At 36.6% G+C, this 16,374-nt stretch carries 18 protein-coding genes; 2 read left to right on the forward strand and 16 right to left on the reverse strand.

Translation table 11 applies throughout. The features are described from left to right. The first annotated feature begins 123 nt into the window (after positions 1-123). Positions 124-669, forward strand: coding sequence for a helix-turn-helix domain-containing protein (locus AC3WTA_RS09460; protein WP_001020697.1), 546 nt, complete (start codon positions 124-126; stop codon positions 667-669). A gap of 33 nt (positions 670-702) precedes the next feature. On the opposite strand, the gene AC3WTA_RS09465 is transcribed toward AC3WTA_RS09460, so the two are convergent. The 13 genes from AC3WTA_RS09465 to AC3WTA_RS09525 all read right to left on the reverse strand — a co-directional run bounded on the left by AC3WTA_RS09465 (position 703) and on the right by AC3WTA_RS09525 (position 12,699). Next, positions 703-1,080 carry a hotdog family protein gene (locus AC3WTA_RS09465; protein ID WP_000025009.1) on the reverse strand — a complete coding sequence of 126 codons (378 nt, stop codon included), beginning with the start codon at positions 1,078-1,080 and terminating at the stop codon, positions 703-705. 125 nt (positions 1,081-1,205) lie between these two features. Continuing rightward, complete coding sequence (locus tag AC3WTA_RS09470; protein ID WP_000276113.1) at positions 1,206-1,664, reverse strand: GNAT family N-acetyltransferase; 459 nt, start codon at positions 1,662-1,664, stop codon at positions 1,206-1,208. Positions 1,665-1,720: 56 nt separating this feature from the next. Continuing rightward, the gene (locus AC3WTA_RS09475) at positions 1,721-2,227 is read right to left on the reverse strand and encodes a GNAT family N-acetyltransferase (RefSeq protein WP_000469131.1); all 507 of its coding nucleotides are present in this window, start codon (positions 2,225-2,227) and stop codon (positions 1,721-1,723) included. Between the two features lie 459 nt (positions 2,228-2,686). Then, the gene (locus AC3WTA_RS09480; protein ID WP_001258431.1) at positions 2,687-3,082 is read right to left on the reverse strand and encodes an ankyrin repeat domain-containing protein; all 396 of its coding nucleotides are present in this window, start codon (positions 3,080-3,082) and stop codon (positions 2,687-2,689) included. After that, positions 3,049-3,867: an ABC transporter ATP-binding protein gene (locus AC3WTA_RS09485; protein ID WP_000626554.1), complete on the reverse strand. Its 819-nt coding sequence runs from the start codon at positions 3,865-3,867 to the stop codon at positions 3,049-3,051. The genes AC3WTA_RS09480 and AC3WTA_RS09485 overlap by 34 nt, the downstream gene beginning before the upstream one ends. Continuing rightward, the gene (locus AC3WTA_RS09490) at positions 3,854-4,882 is read right to left on the reverse strand and encodes a FecCD family ABC transporter permease (protein ID WP_002096299.1); all 1,029 of its coding nucleotides are present in this window, start codon (positions 4,880-4,882) and stop codon (positions 3,854-3,856) included. Before AC3WTA_RS09490 ends, AC3WTA_RS09485 begins: the two co-directional genes overlap by 14 nt. Before the next feature lie 5 nt (positions 4,883-4,887). Continuing rightward, positions 4,888-5,835, reverse strand: a complete 948-nt coding sequence (locus tag AC3WTA_RS09495) for an ABC transporter substrate-binding protein (protein ID WP_000748444.1) — start codon at positions 5,833-5,835, stop codon at positions 4,888-4,890. 155 nt (positions 5,836-5,990) lie between these two features. Further along, a complete protein-coding gene (locus tag AC3WTA_RS09500) occupies positions 5,991-6,218 on the reverse strand; it encodes a YrhC family protein (protein WP_000661459.1) in 228 nt (75 codons plus the stop codon). 126 nt (positions 6,219-6,344) lie between these two features. Next, positions 6,345-8,948: a bifunctional acetaldehyde-CoA/alcohol dehydrogenase gene (gene adhE, locus AC3WTA_RS09505; protein WP_000260492.1), complete on the reverse strand. Its 2,604-nt coding sequence runs from the start codon at positions 8,946-8,948 to the stop codon at positions 6,345-6,347. Positions 8,949-9,207: 259 nt separating this feature from the next. Then, on the reverse strand, positions 9,208-10,341 hold the full coding sequence (locus tag AC3WTA_RS09510) for a bifunctional cystathionine gamma-lyase/homocysteine desulfhydrase (protein WP_001201925.1): 1,134 nt from the start codon (positions 10,339-10,341) through the stop codon (positions 9,208-9,210). Between the two features lie 3 nt (positions 10,342-10,344). Continuing rightward, positions 10,345-11,268, reverse strand: a complete 924-nt coding sequence (locus AC3WTA_RS09515; protein ID WP_001103870.1) for an O-acetylserine dependent cystathionine beta-synthase — start codon at positions 11,266-11,268, stop codon at positions 10,345-10,347. Between the two features lie 82 nt (positions 11,269-11,350). Then, positions 11,351-12,046 carry a 5'-methylthioadenosine/S-adenosylhomocysteine nucleosidase gene (gene mtnN, locus AC3WTA_RS09520; RefSeq protein WP_001217038.1) on the reverse strand — a complete coding sequence of 232 codons (696 nt, stop codon included), beginning with the start codon at positions 12,044-12,046 and terminating at the stop codon, positions 11,351-11,353. Between the two features lie 14 nt (positions 12,047-12,060). Beyond that, positions 12,061-12,699, reverse strand: a complete 639-nt coding sequence (locus tag AC3WTA_RS09525) for a class I SAM-dependent DNA methyltransferase (protein WP_000536332.1) — start codon at positions 12,697-12,699, stop codon at positions 12,061-12,063. Positions 12,700-12,835: 136 nt separating this feature from the next. Between AC3WTA_RS09525 and AC3WTA_RS09530 the strand changes: the two genes are divergently transcribed. Continuing rightward, positions 12,836-13,051, forward strand: a complete 216-nt coding sequence (locus tag AC3WTA_RS09530; RefSeq protein ID WP_000010984.1) for a YrzA family protein — start codon at positions 12,836-12,838, stop codon at positions 13,049-13,051. A 35-nt stretch (positions 13,052-13,086) separates the two neighbouring features. Here the strand turns inward: AC3WTA_RS09530 and AC3WTA_RS09535 are convergent, their stop codons facing one another. From AC3WTA_RS09535 to greA, 3 genes are all read right to left on the reverse strand, one after another. After that, entirely contained in the window at positions 13,087-13,737 is a 651-nt protein-coding gene (locus AC3WTA_RS09535; protein ID WP_000897090.1) for a YrrS family protein, read from the reverse strand. A gap of 116 nt (positions 13,738-13,853) precedes the next feature. After that, complete coding sequence (locus AC3WTA_RS09540) at positions 13,854-15,608, reverse strand: peptidoglycan D,D-transpeptidase FtsI family protein (RefSeq protein ID WP_000695138.1); 1,755 nt, start codon at positions 15,606-15,608, stop codon at positions 13,854-13,856. Positions 15,609-15,701: 93 nt separating this feature from the next. Beyond that, positions 15,702-16,178 carry a transcription elongation factor GreA gene (gene greA / locus AC3WTA_RS09545; RefSeq protein ID WP_000179964.1) on the reverse strand — a complete coding sequence of 159 codons (477 nt, stop codon included), beginning with the start codon at positions 16,176-16,178 and terminating at the stop codon, positions 15,702-15,704. Positions 16,179-16,374 lie beyond the last annotated feature (196 nt).

Genomic DNA, 16,374 nt, shown 5'->3' on the forward strand with positions numbered 1-16,374 from the left:
ACTTTTATTTACAATACAAAACATACACTAATTTTTTTTATTCGTCAATTCATTTTCACTGGGAAAAAATATATTTTTTTTGCTATGATACAAATAGTTGTTTACAAAAAGGAGCTTGATTTTATGAATATTGGTTCTGCAATACGTGAAATTCGTCAACGTAGAGGCATAACAATTGCACAAATTTGTGAGGGAACAGGTCTTTCTAAAGGGTTTATGAGTCAGGTTGAAAATAATAAAACATCACCATCTATCTCAACTTTAGAAACAATCTCCAATTTTTTAAACGTTCCCCTTCCCTATTTATTATTAGAACAAAAAGATCGGCTGAAAGTTGTCAAAAAGGTAGAGCGTAAATACAGTGTATACGGAAAAGATGAACAAAGAATTGAACATGTTGCAGAGCAAGGTGGCCTTCGCCTAAATCTTGTGGAAATTCCTGCTGGGTTTCCGAAAGAAAATATACCAAATGCCCATGAAGGGGAAGAATGTCACCTTGTATTACGCGGAAAACTAGAAGTTCAACATGGAGAAGATATTGCAATTGTAGAAGAAGGTGATTCTTTCTCTTGGAATGCATGTGTTCCTCATATTGTTCGTAATATAGGAGAAGAAACTGCATTATTACTCATCTCTAGTCATGCAGAAAATCGAAAACGTGTTTATTAAATAAAAAAGAAGCCTGTAAATCAGGCTTCTTTTTTATCCCCTTATAACTCCATAACTTGTCCCAACTAGTACAGTCTTTTCATGTTGATTGCGATAAACTGACTCGATTGAAACCTTTTTATATCCTTCCATCTGTTCAATATTTGTTAAAGTTAGTTCACAAGTGATCGTATCTCCTGTAAAAACCGGTCTAATAAACTCACTTACTAATTCTCTTGCTATGTAATGTAATTCTTCTCCTACTTTCGTTCCAATACTAGCAGTTAATAAACCATGAACCATTAAACGTCCATTTTCATCATATTCCATATGATGCCTACCTTTATCTCCTGTAATATTTGCAAATTCAAAAACCTCTTCCTCAGTAAATCTTCTTTCGTATTTAAATACATCCCCAACTTTTATACTCATTTTTATCCCCCTAATAATAAACAGAATTTTCTTTCATTTTACCATAAAATGAGTCTCAATTCATTTTCTATTACAAAAGAATTAGAAATGCTTATAACTGTACTATTTCTTTGCTTTTCGCTCATTTACCGATGACCATCTCTTTTCGCAACTTGATACCCGTAGTACGCACATGTTCCATTTCTCGATAACTCTCTCACCTCAAAACCACAACTTCTATAAAAATCAAAATTACTCGCAGATGTATGTGCAAACCAGTCTCCATGTGGCAACTTTTGCAAACAAAGAGCGACAAGTTTCTTACCTAATCCCTTCCCTCTATATTCACATTTCACAACTAAATTTACTATGTTCGCGATCATAATTCCATCAGAAATGACTCTAACCATCGCAATCATCTCTTCTTCATCCCAAATTGTGAATGCCCATGTTGAATTTTCAAATGCTATCGTGAATTTTTCAATTTGCCAAGAAGGGATATTATCATTACTCCAACCAGCATCTTCGAATAAGGTTTTAATTGCATATGCTGGCACACCATTCGTTCCCTCACGAATAATAAGGCCATTATGATAAATATACATGTAATCCCCCCTTTATTTTTATATACCATTCTTCAAAAGATGCAATTTACCTTTTTTCATCCAACGCGTTTAATGGAATAAACGAGAACGTCCATCCCATGAAATGAAGTTGTTTTCTCATAACTAAGCCCTGTTTTTCTAGCAACAAAGATTGAGGCGGGGTGATCCGGATTAATAAGAGAAATTAATTTATTCATTCGTAACGCTTGGAAACCATAGTCTCGAAATGCTGCCGCTGCTTCTTTCGCATACCCTTTTCCCCAATACTGAGGTAATAACCAATAACCAATTTCAATTTCTTCTTTTCCACCTATCTGCTGCTTTACTAACCCTGCATGACCAATTCGTATTCCCGTTTCCTTTTCAATCAATACAAATAAACCAAGACCGTTTTTATAGCTAGGAATCACCCACTCCTCCAAACTTTTTTTACATTGCATATATGTTTTTAACGTCCCATTTCCAATATAGCGCATTACCTTCTCATTTCCCCATAGCGAAGCATAGAACTGCAAATCATCCATTGTATATTTGCGAATTTGTAAACGATCTGTATGAAACATCTCTGCACTCCTTCCCTCGAATTTGTACTTAACTACACGACCATGTTTTGTATGTATATGAATTGTTACTATCTATTATAAAGTGAAACTTTAATCAGTGGGGCGGTTTTGTTCATCCTCACTCATTATTAGCCTTCACCAATCGAATATTTACGGACAGTGGACCTCCCGCCTAACTTCTTTTCCCTAGCTGAATTTTGAGGTGGGAGTCTTACTGCCCACAAATAGTCGGATAAATGAACAAACAAATGCAGAATATTTAATCTCTAAAGAATTAAAAAAGACAGTAGACAAATATTGTCTACTGCATCCATATCATAACTAGCATAAAGAAAACTACAATTGAGGGGGGTGTAGGATTTTCAAATATACTAGATACTTATCCCGTTCTAACGGGCGGTAAACTTTTCAATTATATGAAAGTGAAAAGTTTACCGCACATAAGAACCTTTGCGGTCATTAAGAGAGCACCGTTAAGTACTCAAATACACGCTGTGCTTTTTCTCCACCCATTCGTGCATGTTGAAGAAGGGAAATACCATGTGGACCCGATGCACGCAATGCTTCTGGTTGTGCTACTAAAATAGCTTGTACAACTTCTAATTCTCCAAGCATCGCGGCCGCGAAAATGTCCATTCGAGCACCCTTTTCTAGTAAATAGAGAGCAATATCTTTACGACCTACATGTGCCGCTGCTCCTAACGCACTTTCCCAATCTGATCCGCCCCAATTGTAAGAGGCATGAAGTAAGCTTGGCGATTCAGCCAACAGTTCTTGTACTTTTTCTAAATCTCCGTGAGCTGCCATAACAAATTCTCTTACTAACTCAGTGGTAATACATTCTTCTGTTCGCATCTTGCTCCTCCTTTTTTAGAAATTCGTTTTGGTGTGAAAAATGGCTTGTCACTTCCTTGAAAAATATCTACCTCTATGCCGAACACACGTTGAAACATTTCATGACATAACACTTCTTCTGGTATACCGTCATACTGAAGCTGCCCTCGCTTTAATACGAGTAAACGATCACTATATTGAGCCGCTTGGTTAATATCATGTAAAACCATTACAATTGTCATGCCAAACTCCTCGTTTAATCGTTTCACAAGTTCCATTACTTCCAACTGATGAACGATATCTAAAAAGGTTGTTGGCTCATCTAATAATAAGACATTTGTACGTTGTGCTAGCGTCATTGCAATCCAGGCACGTTGTCTTTCTCCTCCTGATAAAGATTGTAAAAGACGATATTCATACCCTTCAAGATTTGTAACAGACAATGCCCAATCAACAATTTCTTCATCGTCTTTATTTAAGCCACCTCTCCATGATTTATGAGGTCCCCTTCCAAATTCGATTAATTCTTTCACTGTTAAATCTAATTGATGATCATGCATTTGTGGTAACATCGCTAATTGCTTCGCTACATCGGTACTTTTCATCGTATGAATACTTTTTCCATCTAAAATGATATCCCCTTCGCTTTGTTTAAGTAGTCTTGCCATTAAACGAAGCAAAGTAGATTTCCCTGATCCATTCGGTCCAATTAAACTAACGACCTCTCCAGCTTTAATATGTACATTCATATTTTGCATTTGAAATCTTTCAGAATGTGCGTACAACACTTTATTAACGGAAATCACGTTGTCTTCCTCCTCTATGAATTAAATATAAGAAGAACGGACCGCCTAAGAAGGATAATAAAATACCAACAGGCAATTCAATTGGATCGAACCAACTTCGAGCTATCGCATCCGCGAAAACAAGTAATATCCCTCCGCCAAGGCATGATAATGGCAGTAAATATTTATAGTCATTTCCAACTAATAAACGTAACATATGTGGTACAACAAGACCGACAAATCCAATAAGACCAGAAACACTAACTGCAATTCCAGCTAATAGTGTACTTACTACTATTAAATAAAACCGGCTTCTCTCCACGTTATGACCTAATAATTTCGCCATTTCATCTCCAAGCATTAATACTCGAATATGCTTTATACCAAAGAAGGCTAATATAATAGCGAATATTGCATAATAAATAATCATGTTTAAATGTGCCCAACTTACACCACCAATGCCACCTGCTAACCAAGGTAACACCGATTGTACTTTGTCACTATGTAATAACATTAACGCTGACGTCGCTGCACCAATTAATGCATTGATTGATACACCTACTAAGACAATCCTTGAAGGCGGCGCCCCTTTTTGCCATGATAAAGCATAAATGACCATCGCCGTTATGAAAGCTCCTATAAACGCCCCGAGCGGTAAAAATGCCATATGCTGAGGGAATAAAATCATAATTACAATTGCTACAAGGCCTGCTCCAGATGAAACCCCGATAATACCAGGGTCTGCAAGAGGATTTCTCATAACCCCTTGCAGCAGTGCACCAGATGCTGCTAAACATGTTCCTACTATAAATCCAACGAGCACTCTCGGTATACGAAGGTCCCATACAATTCGATGAACCGTCGAACCTTCATCTTGTATCCCTGTTAGAATATCTCGTAAAGAAAAGGATAGGCTTCCTGCGAAAAGACCGTAAAAAAGACCTAAAATCGCTAATACAACTAAAGTAACTGCTATTATCCACCTTTTTTTCGCAAAAGGATGTTCCCTTTCCCTTACTACTTCACTACTTTCCATACGTATCATTTCCTTACATCTTGTATACTTTTATACATAAAGTCCATTGCTTCTGTAACTTTTGTTCCAGGATTTGATCCAAATAAGTCTGGTGGCAAAATAACTACACGATTTTGTTTTACTGCATCTAAATTTTTCCACGCTGCATTTTTCATCATTTCGCCTTCAAATGCTTTTTTAACGCTATTTGGATCTCCATGTGTAATTAAATAAATCACATCTGGATTTGCCTCAATAATACGTTCTACACTTAGCTGCGCATATTGCGGATATTCCTTCATTTCCGGAAAATCAGCTGCAATATTTTTCCCGCCTGTTTTTTCTAAAATATCGCCTGATAAAGATGTTGGTAATGCTGCTAAATAAGTACCTGGTGCTCCATACACTAGCAATGCTTTCACATCGCTTTTTTTCTCATATGTCTTCATTTGATCATTGATTTTTTGGTTAAGTTCTTTTGCTTTATCTTCTTTCTTCATTATCGTTCCATATAGTTCAATATTCTTTTGAATATCTTGTACAGAATTCGCAGAAGAAATCATTACTTTCGTTCCTTGTCCTTCAACCGTTGGAACATTCTTTTGAAACCCATTGTTAGCAATAAGTACATCCGGTTTTAAACTAGCAATTTGCTCAAAATTCGGTTGATGTGCATTCCCGATTACTTGTACTTTCTTTAAATCCTCTGGAAGAGTTATTTTTGCATCCGGACGACCTACTATTTTTCCGCCTAAAGCATGAATAATATTCATGTCTCCCATACTTAATGTTGCAAAACTCTCTGGCACTTTATCGAATGTTACCTTTCTTCCTGACAGGTCGGTAACTTCGATTTTCTCTTTTCCTTTTTCTGTTTTTGTTGCAGATGCTTTTTCGTCTCCCTTTGCATTGCAACCTATTAACAAGAAAAAAATAGATAAAATCGCTGTGAATAGCGTAATAGATTTTTTCATTCTTTCACCTCTAACTGATAATGATAATCATTAACTACTATTCTACTTTAATTGATAAGGATTATCATTGTCAATATAAACCACATACATTTTTTTCAAAAACAAAAAGCACTACAAAAAGATTCGTTCTTTTCGTAGTGCTCTATTTCATAATATTACTCACATTCATTTCCCTCTAACTGATCTCGCATCACTTTCACACGCTGAAAGAAAAAGAATGATAAACTTAAAAATATAATGGTGCTCCCCATCATAACAAAAGATTGTATTGTTTCTTTTGCTCCATTCGGAATCAATAAGCCAACCATTAACAATGTACTTACAGCGAGAAGGATTTGTCCGAACCGAGTATAATCTTCTATTTTCCCTTGTAATTCTTTCATTATATTCTCACTCCTCCATTTCACTGTATCATATTCTATTAAACTTAAAGACCAGTAAATACAGCCATTCTGGGAGATGTTTTCCAAAAGAAAAAGAGCCGCTTTATTGCGACCCTTTCATAACCATTACTCACCTTTATATGCTTCCATATAAATTTCTTTCAGCTCTGAAATGAGAGGTAATTTTGGATTAGCTGTTGTACATTGATCTTCAAAAGCTCTTTCTGCTAATAATCCAACAACCTCTTCAAATTGGTCTTTAGCAACTCCTTGTCCTGCAATACTCATATTTATATTTAAGCTTTTTCCAAGCTCAATAATTGCTTGGACGAGTGATTCCACACCTTCTGCTGTTGAGCCTGCTGGAAGCCCGAGCATTCTCGCGATATGTGCATAGCGTTCATCAGCTACAAAGTGCTCATATTTTGGGAACAATGCGTGTTTTCTTGGCTTAATAGCATTATAGCGAACTACGTGCGGCATAAGAATTGCATTCGCACGCCCATGCGGAATGTGAAATTCTGGTCCAATTTTATGTGCTAAGCTGTGATTAATGCCTAGGAAAGCATTTGCAAATGCCATCCCTGCGATTGCAGAAGCATTATGCATTTTTTCTCGTGCTTCTTCGTCATTTCCATCTTTAAATGCTCTTGGTAAATATTTAAATACGAGATCAATGGCCTTTAATGCTAATCCATCTGTATAGTCATTTGCTAGAACAGACACATACGCCTCGATTGCATGCGTTAATACGTCCATCCCAGTGTCTGCTGTTACATGTGGTGGTACTGTCATTACAAACTGTGGATCAACAATTGCTACATCTGGTGTTAATTCATAATCCGCGAGCGGATACTTTATATTATTTTTCTTATCTGTAATAACCGCAAATGGTGTCACTTCTGATCCTGTTCCTGATGTTGTTGGAATGGCAACAAACTGCGCCTTACTTCCTAATTCCGGATATTTACATGTACGTTTTCTTATATCTAAAAACTTCTGTTTAATTCCATAGAATGTTGTTTCTGGGTGCTCATAGAAAAGCCACATCCCTTTCGCTGCATCCATAGCTGAACCACCACCAAGTGCGATAATTACATCTGGCTTAAAACTTCTCATCATTTCCGCACCTTTAAACACAGTTTCATCTGATGGATCTGGCTCGACCTCAAAGAAAACTTCGACTTTTACATCATTTGCATGTTTACGTAAATAATGCGTAACCGTATCTACATATCCGTGCTCAACCATTCCTGGATCCGTTACAATAAATGCGTGTGAAATGTTAGGCATATTTGCTAAATATGCTGTCGCATGTTTTTCAAAATAAATTTTTGGTGGTAATTTGAACCACTGCATATTCTTTTTTCTATTTGCCAACCTTTTTATATTTAATAAATGCGTCGCTGTTACGTTTTGAGAAACTGAGTTTTTCCCATACGAGCCGCAACCAAGCGTAAGTGATGGAATAAATCCATTATATATGTCACCGATTCCACCTTGTGATGAAGGGGCGTTTACAATAAGACGGCAAGCTTTCATACGTAATCCAAATTGTTTTTGTACTTCTTTATTTGTAGAATGAATGACTGCTGAATGTCCTAAACCACCGAGGTCTAACATGTCTTCGCAATATGTAAGTCCCTCTTCTAGTGAATTTGCTTTTACACAAGCTAATACTGGACTCAGTTTCTCACGAGATAGTGGATATGCTGCTCCGATACCTTGTATTTCAGCTACAAGCATTTTTGTATTTTCAGACACAGTAATTCCAACTAATGCGGCAATGTACTGTGCTGATTTCCCTACAATATCACTATTTACTGCACATGTATTTTCATTAATAACAAGCTTTTCTAATTTTCTTCTCTCTTCTTCTGTTACAAAGTAACAATTGTTTGCAATCATTTCTTTTTTCACATCATCATAAATTTCCTTATCTACAATGATTGCTTGTTCTGATGCACAAATCATACCGTTATCAAATGTTTTTGATAAAATTAAATCATTAACAGCTCGTTTTATATGCGCTGATTTCTCTATATAGCATGGTACATTACCAGGACCTACACCTAGCGCTGGTTTTCCAGTAGAATAAGCTGATTTCACCATACCTGCTCCTCCAGTGGCCAAAACAAGTGCAACCCCTTCATGGTTCATTAATTGTTTCGTTGCTTCGACAGAAGGTCTTTCAATCCACTGAATACAATGTTTTGGTGCCCCGGCCTTCACCGCAGCGTCATATACTGTTTTCGCTGCTGCAATGGAACAGTTTTGTGCTGAAGGATGAAATGCGAAAATAATTGGATTTCTCGTTTTTATCGCGATCAATGCTTTAAACATTGTTGTCGACGTTGGATTCGTTACTGGCGTTACCCCAGCTACTACACCGACAGGTTCAGCAATTTCTATTATTTCTTCATGAGGATCTTCGTGGATAATCCCTACTGTTTTATCTTTTTTTATGCTATGCCAAATATATTCAGTAGCAAAAATATTTTTAATACATTTATCTTCATATACACCACGACCTGTTTCTTCAACAGCCAACTTTGCAAGTTGCATATGTTGATCCACACCTGCTAATGCCATTTCGTGAACAATGTTGTCAATTTGCTCTTGTGTAAAACTTTCTAATGCTTGTAAAGCCTTTCGACCGTTATTCACTAACGTATTAATCATCTCTTTTACTTCCTGCATTTCATTTACAACTTTCTCTTTGACTACCATGTAAATTCCTCCTATTCTGCTATCGTGGACTAAATAAGACCCTATAGGTCATAATAAGTCCCGATTAGCGCAAAAAAAATAGAGTTGCTTTCCTACATGAACCTCATTGTTTGTGAAATATTTCACAAGATTGTTCGTGAGTAACATTTCATGAATTTAATATACATGAAATAATTTCATTTGTGTATGTCTATTTTGTGAAACGTTTCACAAAATGATGTAATAAAAATGCACTGCCTATATGAGCAGTGCATTTTTATTATGCTAGTGCTTGTGCTAAATCTTCAATTAAATCTTCACCATCTTCAATACCGACAGAAATTCGAATTAATGTATCTGTAATTCCTAGCTCTTTACGACGATCTGCTGGGATTGATGCATGTGTCATTTGAGATGGAATAGAAATTAAACTTTCTACTGCTCCTAAACTTTCAGCAAGTGTAAAGTATTGTAATTTCTCAAGTACTTTATTTAATGTTTCTTCGCTATCTACATCAAATGAGATAATAGCACCAAATCCATTTGCTTGTTCTGTTGCAAGTTCATGGTTTTGATGTGACTCAAGACCTGGGTAATATACTTTATTTACTTTTGGATGGTTATTTAAAAACTCGGCAATTGCGCGTGAATTCGTTTCATGCTCTTCCATTCGAATTCCTAATGTTTTTAAACCACGAAGTAGTAAGAAGCTATCTTGTGGGCCAAGAATGCCTCCTGTTGAGTTTTGTACAAAGTGAAGGTCTTCTGCTAATTGCGGGCTATTTACAACTACTAGGCCTGCAACTACGTCACTATGACCTCCTAAATATTTCGTTGCACTATGAAGTACAATGTCTGCTCCTAAAGTAATCGGCGACTGCCAATATGGCGTCATGAATGTGTTATCGATAATTGTTAATAAATCTTTCTCTTTAGCAAGAGTAGATATTTTCTTAATATCAGTAATTTTCAGTAATGGGTTCGTTGGTGTTTCCACATAAATCGCTTTCGTATTCGGACGAATTGCTTCTACAACTTCCTCTAAGTTGGTTGTATCTACAAATGTATGCTCAATACCGAAGCGATTTAATACTTTCGTGATAACGCGGTACGTTCCACCATACACATCATCTGTTAAAATAACGTGGTCACCTTTTGAGAACAACATAATTGTAGCTGTAATAGCAGCCATTCCTGAACCAAATGCAAAACCAGCATGACCGTTTTCTAATACTGCAATCATTTCTTCTAAAGCTGCACGTGTTGGGTTGCCTGTACGTGAATATTCATATCCTTGATGCTTACCAACTGCTTCTTGTTTGTACGTACTTGTTTGATAAATCGGTACATTTACAGATCCAGTTGAAGGTTCTCCTATGCGAATACCATGAATTAACTTTGTCTTTGCTCTCATTTTTTATTCCCATCCTTTGTATATGTCTTTACTTAAATAACGTTCACTACTATCAGGAAAAATCGTTACAATATTTGTACCTGGTGCCGCTTGCTCTGCTTCAAGTAAACTTGCATGAAATGCTGCTCCTGAAGAGCTCCCAACAAGCAGTCCTTCTTTTTGCGCTAATTCCTTTACTCGTAAAAATGCATTTCGATCAGAAATTGTATGAATTTCATCAAAATAAGATGTTTTCAAAAATGGCGGGATGAATTCAAGGCCGATCCCTTCTGTTTCATGCGAACCAGCTTTACCACCATTTAAAATGGATCCTTCTGGTTCCACAATAACCGTTTTTATATCTACATTTTTTTCTTTCAAATAAGATGCAGTCCCCATGAATGTACCACCAGTTCCTGCTCCTGCAACAAATATGTTAATCTCTCCGTTCAGTGCATCCCAAAGTTCAGGACCTAGTGTTTTGAAATAAGCACGCGGGTTTGCTTCATTCGCAAACTGACTTGGAGAGTATGAATTCGGTATTTCATTTACTAATTCTTTTGCTTTTGCAATTGCGCCGGTCATTCCTTGCTCAGTCGGTGTATGCACGACCGTTGCGCCTAGTGCTTTCATTAATTCTTGTTTTTCAATACTAAATTTCTCTGGTACACAAACAATAACGCGTAAATCATGTTGTAACGCTGCAAGTGCCAGTCCAATACCAGTATTTCCAGCAGTTGGTTCAATAATTGTTCCACCCTGGGTAACAAGCCCTTTTTCTAGCGCATCTTCGATTAATTCTCTTCCTAAACGGTCCTTAACGCTTCCACCTGGGTTATAAAATTCAAGCTTTGCAAATAAACGGACCCCTTCTGGAAGTGAAAAACGAGTAATTTCTACAATTGGTGTATGACCAATCAACTCATGAACTCCACGATATACATTCATCGTGTTCTCCCCCTTATTTGCCAATAAAGAAAAGGCAACTGTATGTATTTTCTTTATATGAGACAGTTGCCTTTTTGTTACATTACTTTAACTCTTCTAGTACTTTTACGATAAAGTTTGTAGAATGAAGAGCTGCTTGATCTAAAAATTGATCAAATGAAACATTTGATTCTTTACCAGCAATATCAGAAAGTGCACGAATAATAACAAACGGAACTTCATATTGGTGGCATACTTGTGCAACAGCTGCTGCTTCCATTTCTACTGCATAAAGGTCTTCAAATTTATCACGAATTGCTGCAACGCGGTTCGGATCACTCATAAATGAATCACCTGTTGCAATCATACCTTTTACAACTTGAATATTTTCTTCTGCCTGCATACATTTCTCAGCTAATGCAACTAATGCTTCATCAGCCTTGAATCCAGGAGGCATTCCTGGTACTTGACCATACTCATAGTTAAATGCTGTTACATCTACGTCATGATGACGAACTTCTGTTGAAATAACTACATCTCCAACGTTTAGAGAATGATGGAAGCCACCAGCTGAACCAGTATTAATTACTTTTTCAGGCTTATATCTTTCTAATAAAATTGTCGTTGACATCGCTGCATTTACTTTACCAATACCAGACTTTAACAAGATTACTTCATGTCCTGCTAATTGTCCTTTCGTAAATTCACAACCCGCAACCGTTTCTGTTTCTGCTTGTTCTAATTTGTCACGTAAAATACGTACTTCTTCTTCCATTGCTCCAATTACAGCAATTCTCAATCTAATCCCTCTTTCTATTGCTTAGTTGCCTCCATTACCCAAACGAAATGATTTAGTCTCGTAAACGTTACATGGAAGCCATTGTTTTCAAAAATAGACTGCATGACTGGAATACGTGTATAATATTCCGTTTGCAAATCGTTTGCTAACTGATGGAAACCTCTTTGTTTTGCTGTTTCAACAGTTTTATCATATGCATCTTGATCTGCAAATATCGTATCAGCAAACACTATTTTACCACCTTTGTTTAGCAATTGACTATAGTTCGCAATCGCTACATTTTTTTCATCATCTGTTAAATGATGAAATGCATAGGTGCTTACAATGGTATCAATTGAATTTGGAACTTCAAACGAAAGAAAATCACCTTCTGTAATCGAAAACTCTTGCGGCAATTTCTCTTTTGCAATCATGCGCATTTCACGTGACGGTTCTATACCGTAAACTGTGTGGCCAGCCAGTAATAATTTATTTGTTAAATTTCCAGTACCAACACCAAATTCTAATACATTACCAAATGACTTGTTAACTACATCCTCTAGAATATCCTCATAACGAGCGAAAACTTCTTTATATTGTATATCTTCGCCTTGTACGAATGAGTCGTACGTATGAGCCCACTCATCAAATAAACCATTAAATTCTGTCCCCATAAAAATTCCCCTTTTTCTTATCGGTTTTATCAGTATGATATGCCCTCTTGCTAAAAATGTCAATTGAAATGTACATGGTATTTCATTCTTTTCTTTGTTACACTATAGTTGATTACATAGGAGAGGGGTCGTCTTCGTGTCATTTACCTTTGAAATGTTAGAAGATAAAGTAGAGTTTTTCGAAGCAGGAGACTTAGCTTCTTTGGAACGAAAAATTAGCGAACAAATCGATAATAATAAAGCACTTATGCTTGAAGTTCATCACATCTCGCATCAAATGGTTATGGATCCCGAAAGCAAAAGACCATATTATAGCGCGGTTGTTCATTTTAAATTAAAGAAATTACGCTAACTAAAAAAGAGAAGCTCCTAAGGAGCCTCTCTTTTTTAGTTTAGAGTTTGAACAAGTACTGGTTTCCAGCCCTCATTTTCTACCCAATCAATATTCACATAATATTTTTTACCTGATTGTTTATCTTGTACGTTACCATAAGCTTTATTCTTACCGTTATTTCCAATTCTATGGATAACTAATTGATTTACTGGAACGTCAATTGCAGCTGAAATCGCTTGATTCATCTCATTCCAATCTGCTGTACCTTTTTTAAACGTCATCGCAGGTGTTGCACCTTGCTCTGTACCTACTGGCTTCCAAGAAGATTTCGTATAAGCATCTGTTGCCTGTGACTGTGTTTTTTCAGCTGGTGCTTTCTCGTTAGCTTTCGCTTCTTCTTCAGCTTTTTTCTGTTCTTCCTCAGCCTTTTGCTTCTCTTCTTCTTCCTGCTTCTTAGCCTCTGTCTTATCTTGCTCGTTCTTCTTCGTCTCTTCTTTGCCTTTAGCTTTCTCAGCTTTATTCTCTTTCGTTGTTTGCTGAGCTACTTTTTTATCACTAGAAGACGCTTGCTCTTTTCTTTCAGGAACAAACAATTGATATGATACAATAGCTACTAATATTAATACAATTGCAATTGCAATATTTAAAACACCGTTTTGACGACGTTTTTGTTGTTTCTGTTGGAATCTAGATCCTCCTGCCATTCTTCAAACCTCCATGCAGTTTTTCATACTTGCTATTGTAACATTAAATCTAGAAAGGTTGAACATTTACAATAATATTTTCACGAAATGAAAACATTTCAATATGAATTGCAAGATTACTTTTCATTCTCTAATCGATAGATTGATTCTACGATAGCTTTGAAAATAGGTGTAACTTCATTTACATTACTATTCGTTTCTATATCCACGACAACTAAAGCATATCTTGGATTTTCATATGGAAAATAACCTGCAAACCAACGATTCACTTTCGTCCCTTTTCCTGTTTGTGCTGTCCCAGATTTTCCGGCGACACTTAGTGGTAACGACCTGAATGCTGCTCCTGTTCCTTTCTCCGTTGTTACAACGCCCCTTAATAACTCTTGTAATGTTTTCACTGTTTCATACGAAAGCTGTTTCCCGCCTATTGTATGGTCTTCAAATGTATAAAAGTCCGTTCCATTTTTATACATTATCTTTTCAACAGCTTTCACTTCCATCTTTTCTCCATCCCTAGCAATCGTCGCCATTATATTTGCAATCGCTAGAGGTGACATGCGGACATCTTTCTGTCCAATTGCTGTTTGCGCTACCGCCTTTTTACTATTCTTATTTCCTTCACTACCCCAAATCGTAACCCTCTTCTCCTCTGGCATTTGCTCAAAATGAGTTGTATGAAATACAGAACCTTTCCATCCAACCTTACCAGCGGCTCCTAACGCTGCTACGTAAGTTTCTAACACCATCTTATCCTTTTGTATTAGCTCATTACCTAACTCTGAAAATGTCCTATTACAGCTTCTAGCAAAGCTCTCTTTAAAACTAAGTGCACCCATCATAACTTGTGGATGGTCTTCACCATATAAATCTTGATTACAATTAAATGTACGATTAAACACATTTTCATTTTGATCGATCACTGCCGCTGCAACTATTGTTTTAAAAATAGAACCGGGAAAATGTGGTGTCAACATTTGATTTTCAAGTGTAGTTGTATATAAACGCTCATCCTTCACCTGCACAGATGGTTTACTGACCATCGCTAAAATTTCATTCTTCTTTACATCAAGTAATACTAATCCCCCCTTCTTTATTTCGCTTGCTTCAACCACTTCTTCTGCTTTTTGCTGTAACCTGTTATGTAAAGTCGTTTGAATCGTCACTGGATAAAACGGATTTCCAGGCGCAGTATATTTCGCTTGTTTTCCAAAAATCGGTTCTCCTTGTCGGTCCACTTGATACAATACTTTTGCCTCTCCATCGGTCAAAAGAAATTCATCAAATGATTGCTGCAATCCTGAAATGCCAATTGGCGTTTGCCTTGAAATTTTTCTTACTTCTCCGTATCGTTTTTGAAATTCTCGTTCATTCTCCCCTACATCACCAATTAAATGATTCATCGTGCCAGTTTGCCGTAAACGAACTTCAGCTGCTACAATACCTAATACATTTAATTGATTTACCTTCTCCATCTGCTCTCGTGCCAAGCGAAATGGACCATTTCCCCTTTGCATGATAAATGCACTTTTCTTGTCTTTCATTTGACTTTCAATCTCTTGTCTCGACACACCAATGATATGCGCAATTTTCTCTAACATGTCATTTTTTATTTGTAGAAATGGAAAAACAATTAAAACAGGATACTTTTTCTCACCTATGTCCTTACCGTTCCGATCTATAAAATGGCCTCGTCCATCATCTACGGTAATGGATTGCGTCCGTTGTGTAACACTTTTTTCAATTAAATTTATCTTACGTTTTGTAAATGATTCTGTATCTATAATTTGTATTTGAACTAAACGACAAAGTAAAATAAACATGACACATATAAAACAAATTAAAACAATTGTAATTCTCCGTTTTATTTTCATAAAAAAACACCTCGTCTATTATAGTTTGGACGGAGTGTTTCATCTTTTATACAAATAAAAAAAATCACCCGCTTTTACACGAGTGATTTTTTATTATTTTACAGAGATAATCTCTACTTGCATTTCTCCACCTGGAGTTTGGATTGCTACCTTCTCACCAATTTGCTTACCTAATAAGCTTTTTGCAATTGGAGAATCGTTAGAAATTCTTCCTTCAAATGGGTCTGCTTCTGCGCTACCTACGATTGTGTAAGATTCTTCATCTCCACCTGGTAACTCTTTAAATGTTACTGTTTTACCTAATGTAACAACTGTAGATTCTTCGCCGTTATCTGTGATGATAACTGCGTTACGAATCATGTTTTCTAATTGTGTAATACGTCCTTCTACGAATGCTTGCTCATCTTTCGCTGCATCGTACTCAGAGTTCTCAGAAAGATCTCCGAAGCTACGTGCAATCTTAATGCGCTCTACAACCTCTTTACGTTTTACCGTTTTTAAATCTTCAAGTTCGTTCTCTAGCTTTTGCTTACCCTCTTGCGTCATAGGGTATGTTTTTTCTGTTGCCATATTTTCCACTCCTTTTATATACCAATCCCCCGAAAAAAAGAGGAGTTCCATATGAAAACTCCCCCACTTATATGTATAGCGGAGGTTTCTAGCACGCCTGTACTAGCGGAGTTGTCACATACAACCCCGTATTCCCAATTCTTCTTTATATAAAGAAGATATGTATGGAAAGTTGATATAAATATGCCCTCACCTA

The organism is Bacillus sp. EB106-07-01-XG149 (genome assembly GCF_058791555.1).

Excerpts from the sequence above, each read along its gene's own strand:
- AC3WTA_RS09535 (WP_000897090.1), bottom strand. The coding sequence starts at position 13,737 with ATGGCAGGAGGATCTAGATTCCAACAGAAACAACAAAAACGTCGTCAA.
- AC3WTA_RS09460 (WP_001020697.1), top strand. The coding sequence starts at position 124 with ATGAATATTGGTTCTGCAATACGTGAAATTCGTCAACGTAGAGGCATA.
- AC3WTA_RS09540 (WP_000695138.1), bottom strand. The coding sequence starts at position 15,608 with ATGAAAATAAAACGGAGAATTACAATTGTTTTAATTTGTTTTATATGT.
- AC3WTA_RS09465 (WP_000025009.1), bottom strand. The coding sequence starts at position 1,080 with ATGAGTATAAAAGTTGGGGATGTATTTAAATACGAAAGAAGATTTACT.
- AC3WTA_RS09525 (WP_000536332.1), bottom strand. The coding sequence starts at position 12,699 with ATGGGGACAGAATTTAATGGTTTATTTGATGAGTGGGCTCATACGTAC.
- AC3WTA_RS09470 (WP_000276113.1), bottom strand. The coding sequence starts at position 1,664 with ATGTATATTTATCATAATGGCCTTATTATTCGTGAGGGAACGAATGGT.
- AC3WTA_RS09480 (WP_001258431.1), bottom strand. The coding sequence starts at position 3,082 with ATGCGAACAGAAGAATGTATTACCACTGAGTTAGTAAGAGAATTTGTT.
- greA (WP_000179964.1), bottom strand. The coding sequence starts at position 16,178 with ATGGCAACAGAAAAAACATACCCTATGACGCAAGAGGGTAAGCAAAAG.
- AC3WTA_RS09500 (WP_000661459.1), bottom strand. The coding sequence starts at position 6,218 with ATGAAAGAATTACAAGGGAAAATAGAAGATTATACTCGGTTCGGACAA.
- AC3WTA_RS09515 (WP_001103870.1), bottom strand. The coding sequence starts at position 11,268 with ATGAATGTATATCGTGGAGTTCATGAGTTGATTGGTCATACACCAATT.
- AC3WTA_RS09495 (WP_000748444.1), bottom strand. The coding sequence starts at position 5,835 with ATGAAAAAATCTATTACGCTATTCACAGCGATTTTATCTATTTTTTTC.
- adhE (WP_000260492.1), bottom strand. The coding sequence starts at position 8,948 with ATGGTAGTCAAAGAGAAAGTTGTAAATGAAATGCAGGAAGTAAAAGAG.
- AC3WTA_RS09490 (WP_002096299.1), bottom strand. The coding sequence starts at position 4,882 with ATGGAAAGTAGTGAAGTAGTAAGGGAAAGGGAACATCCTTTTGCGAAA.
- AC3WTA_RS09475 (WP_000469131.1), bottom strand. The coding sequence starts at position 2,227 with ATGTTTCATACAGATCGTTTACAAATTCGCAAATATACAATGGATGAT.
- AC3WTA_RS09510 (WP_001201925.1), bottom strand. The coding sequence starts at position 10,341 with ATGAGAGCAAAGACAAAGTTAATTCATGGTATTCGCATAGGAGAACCT.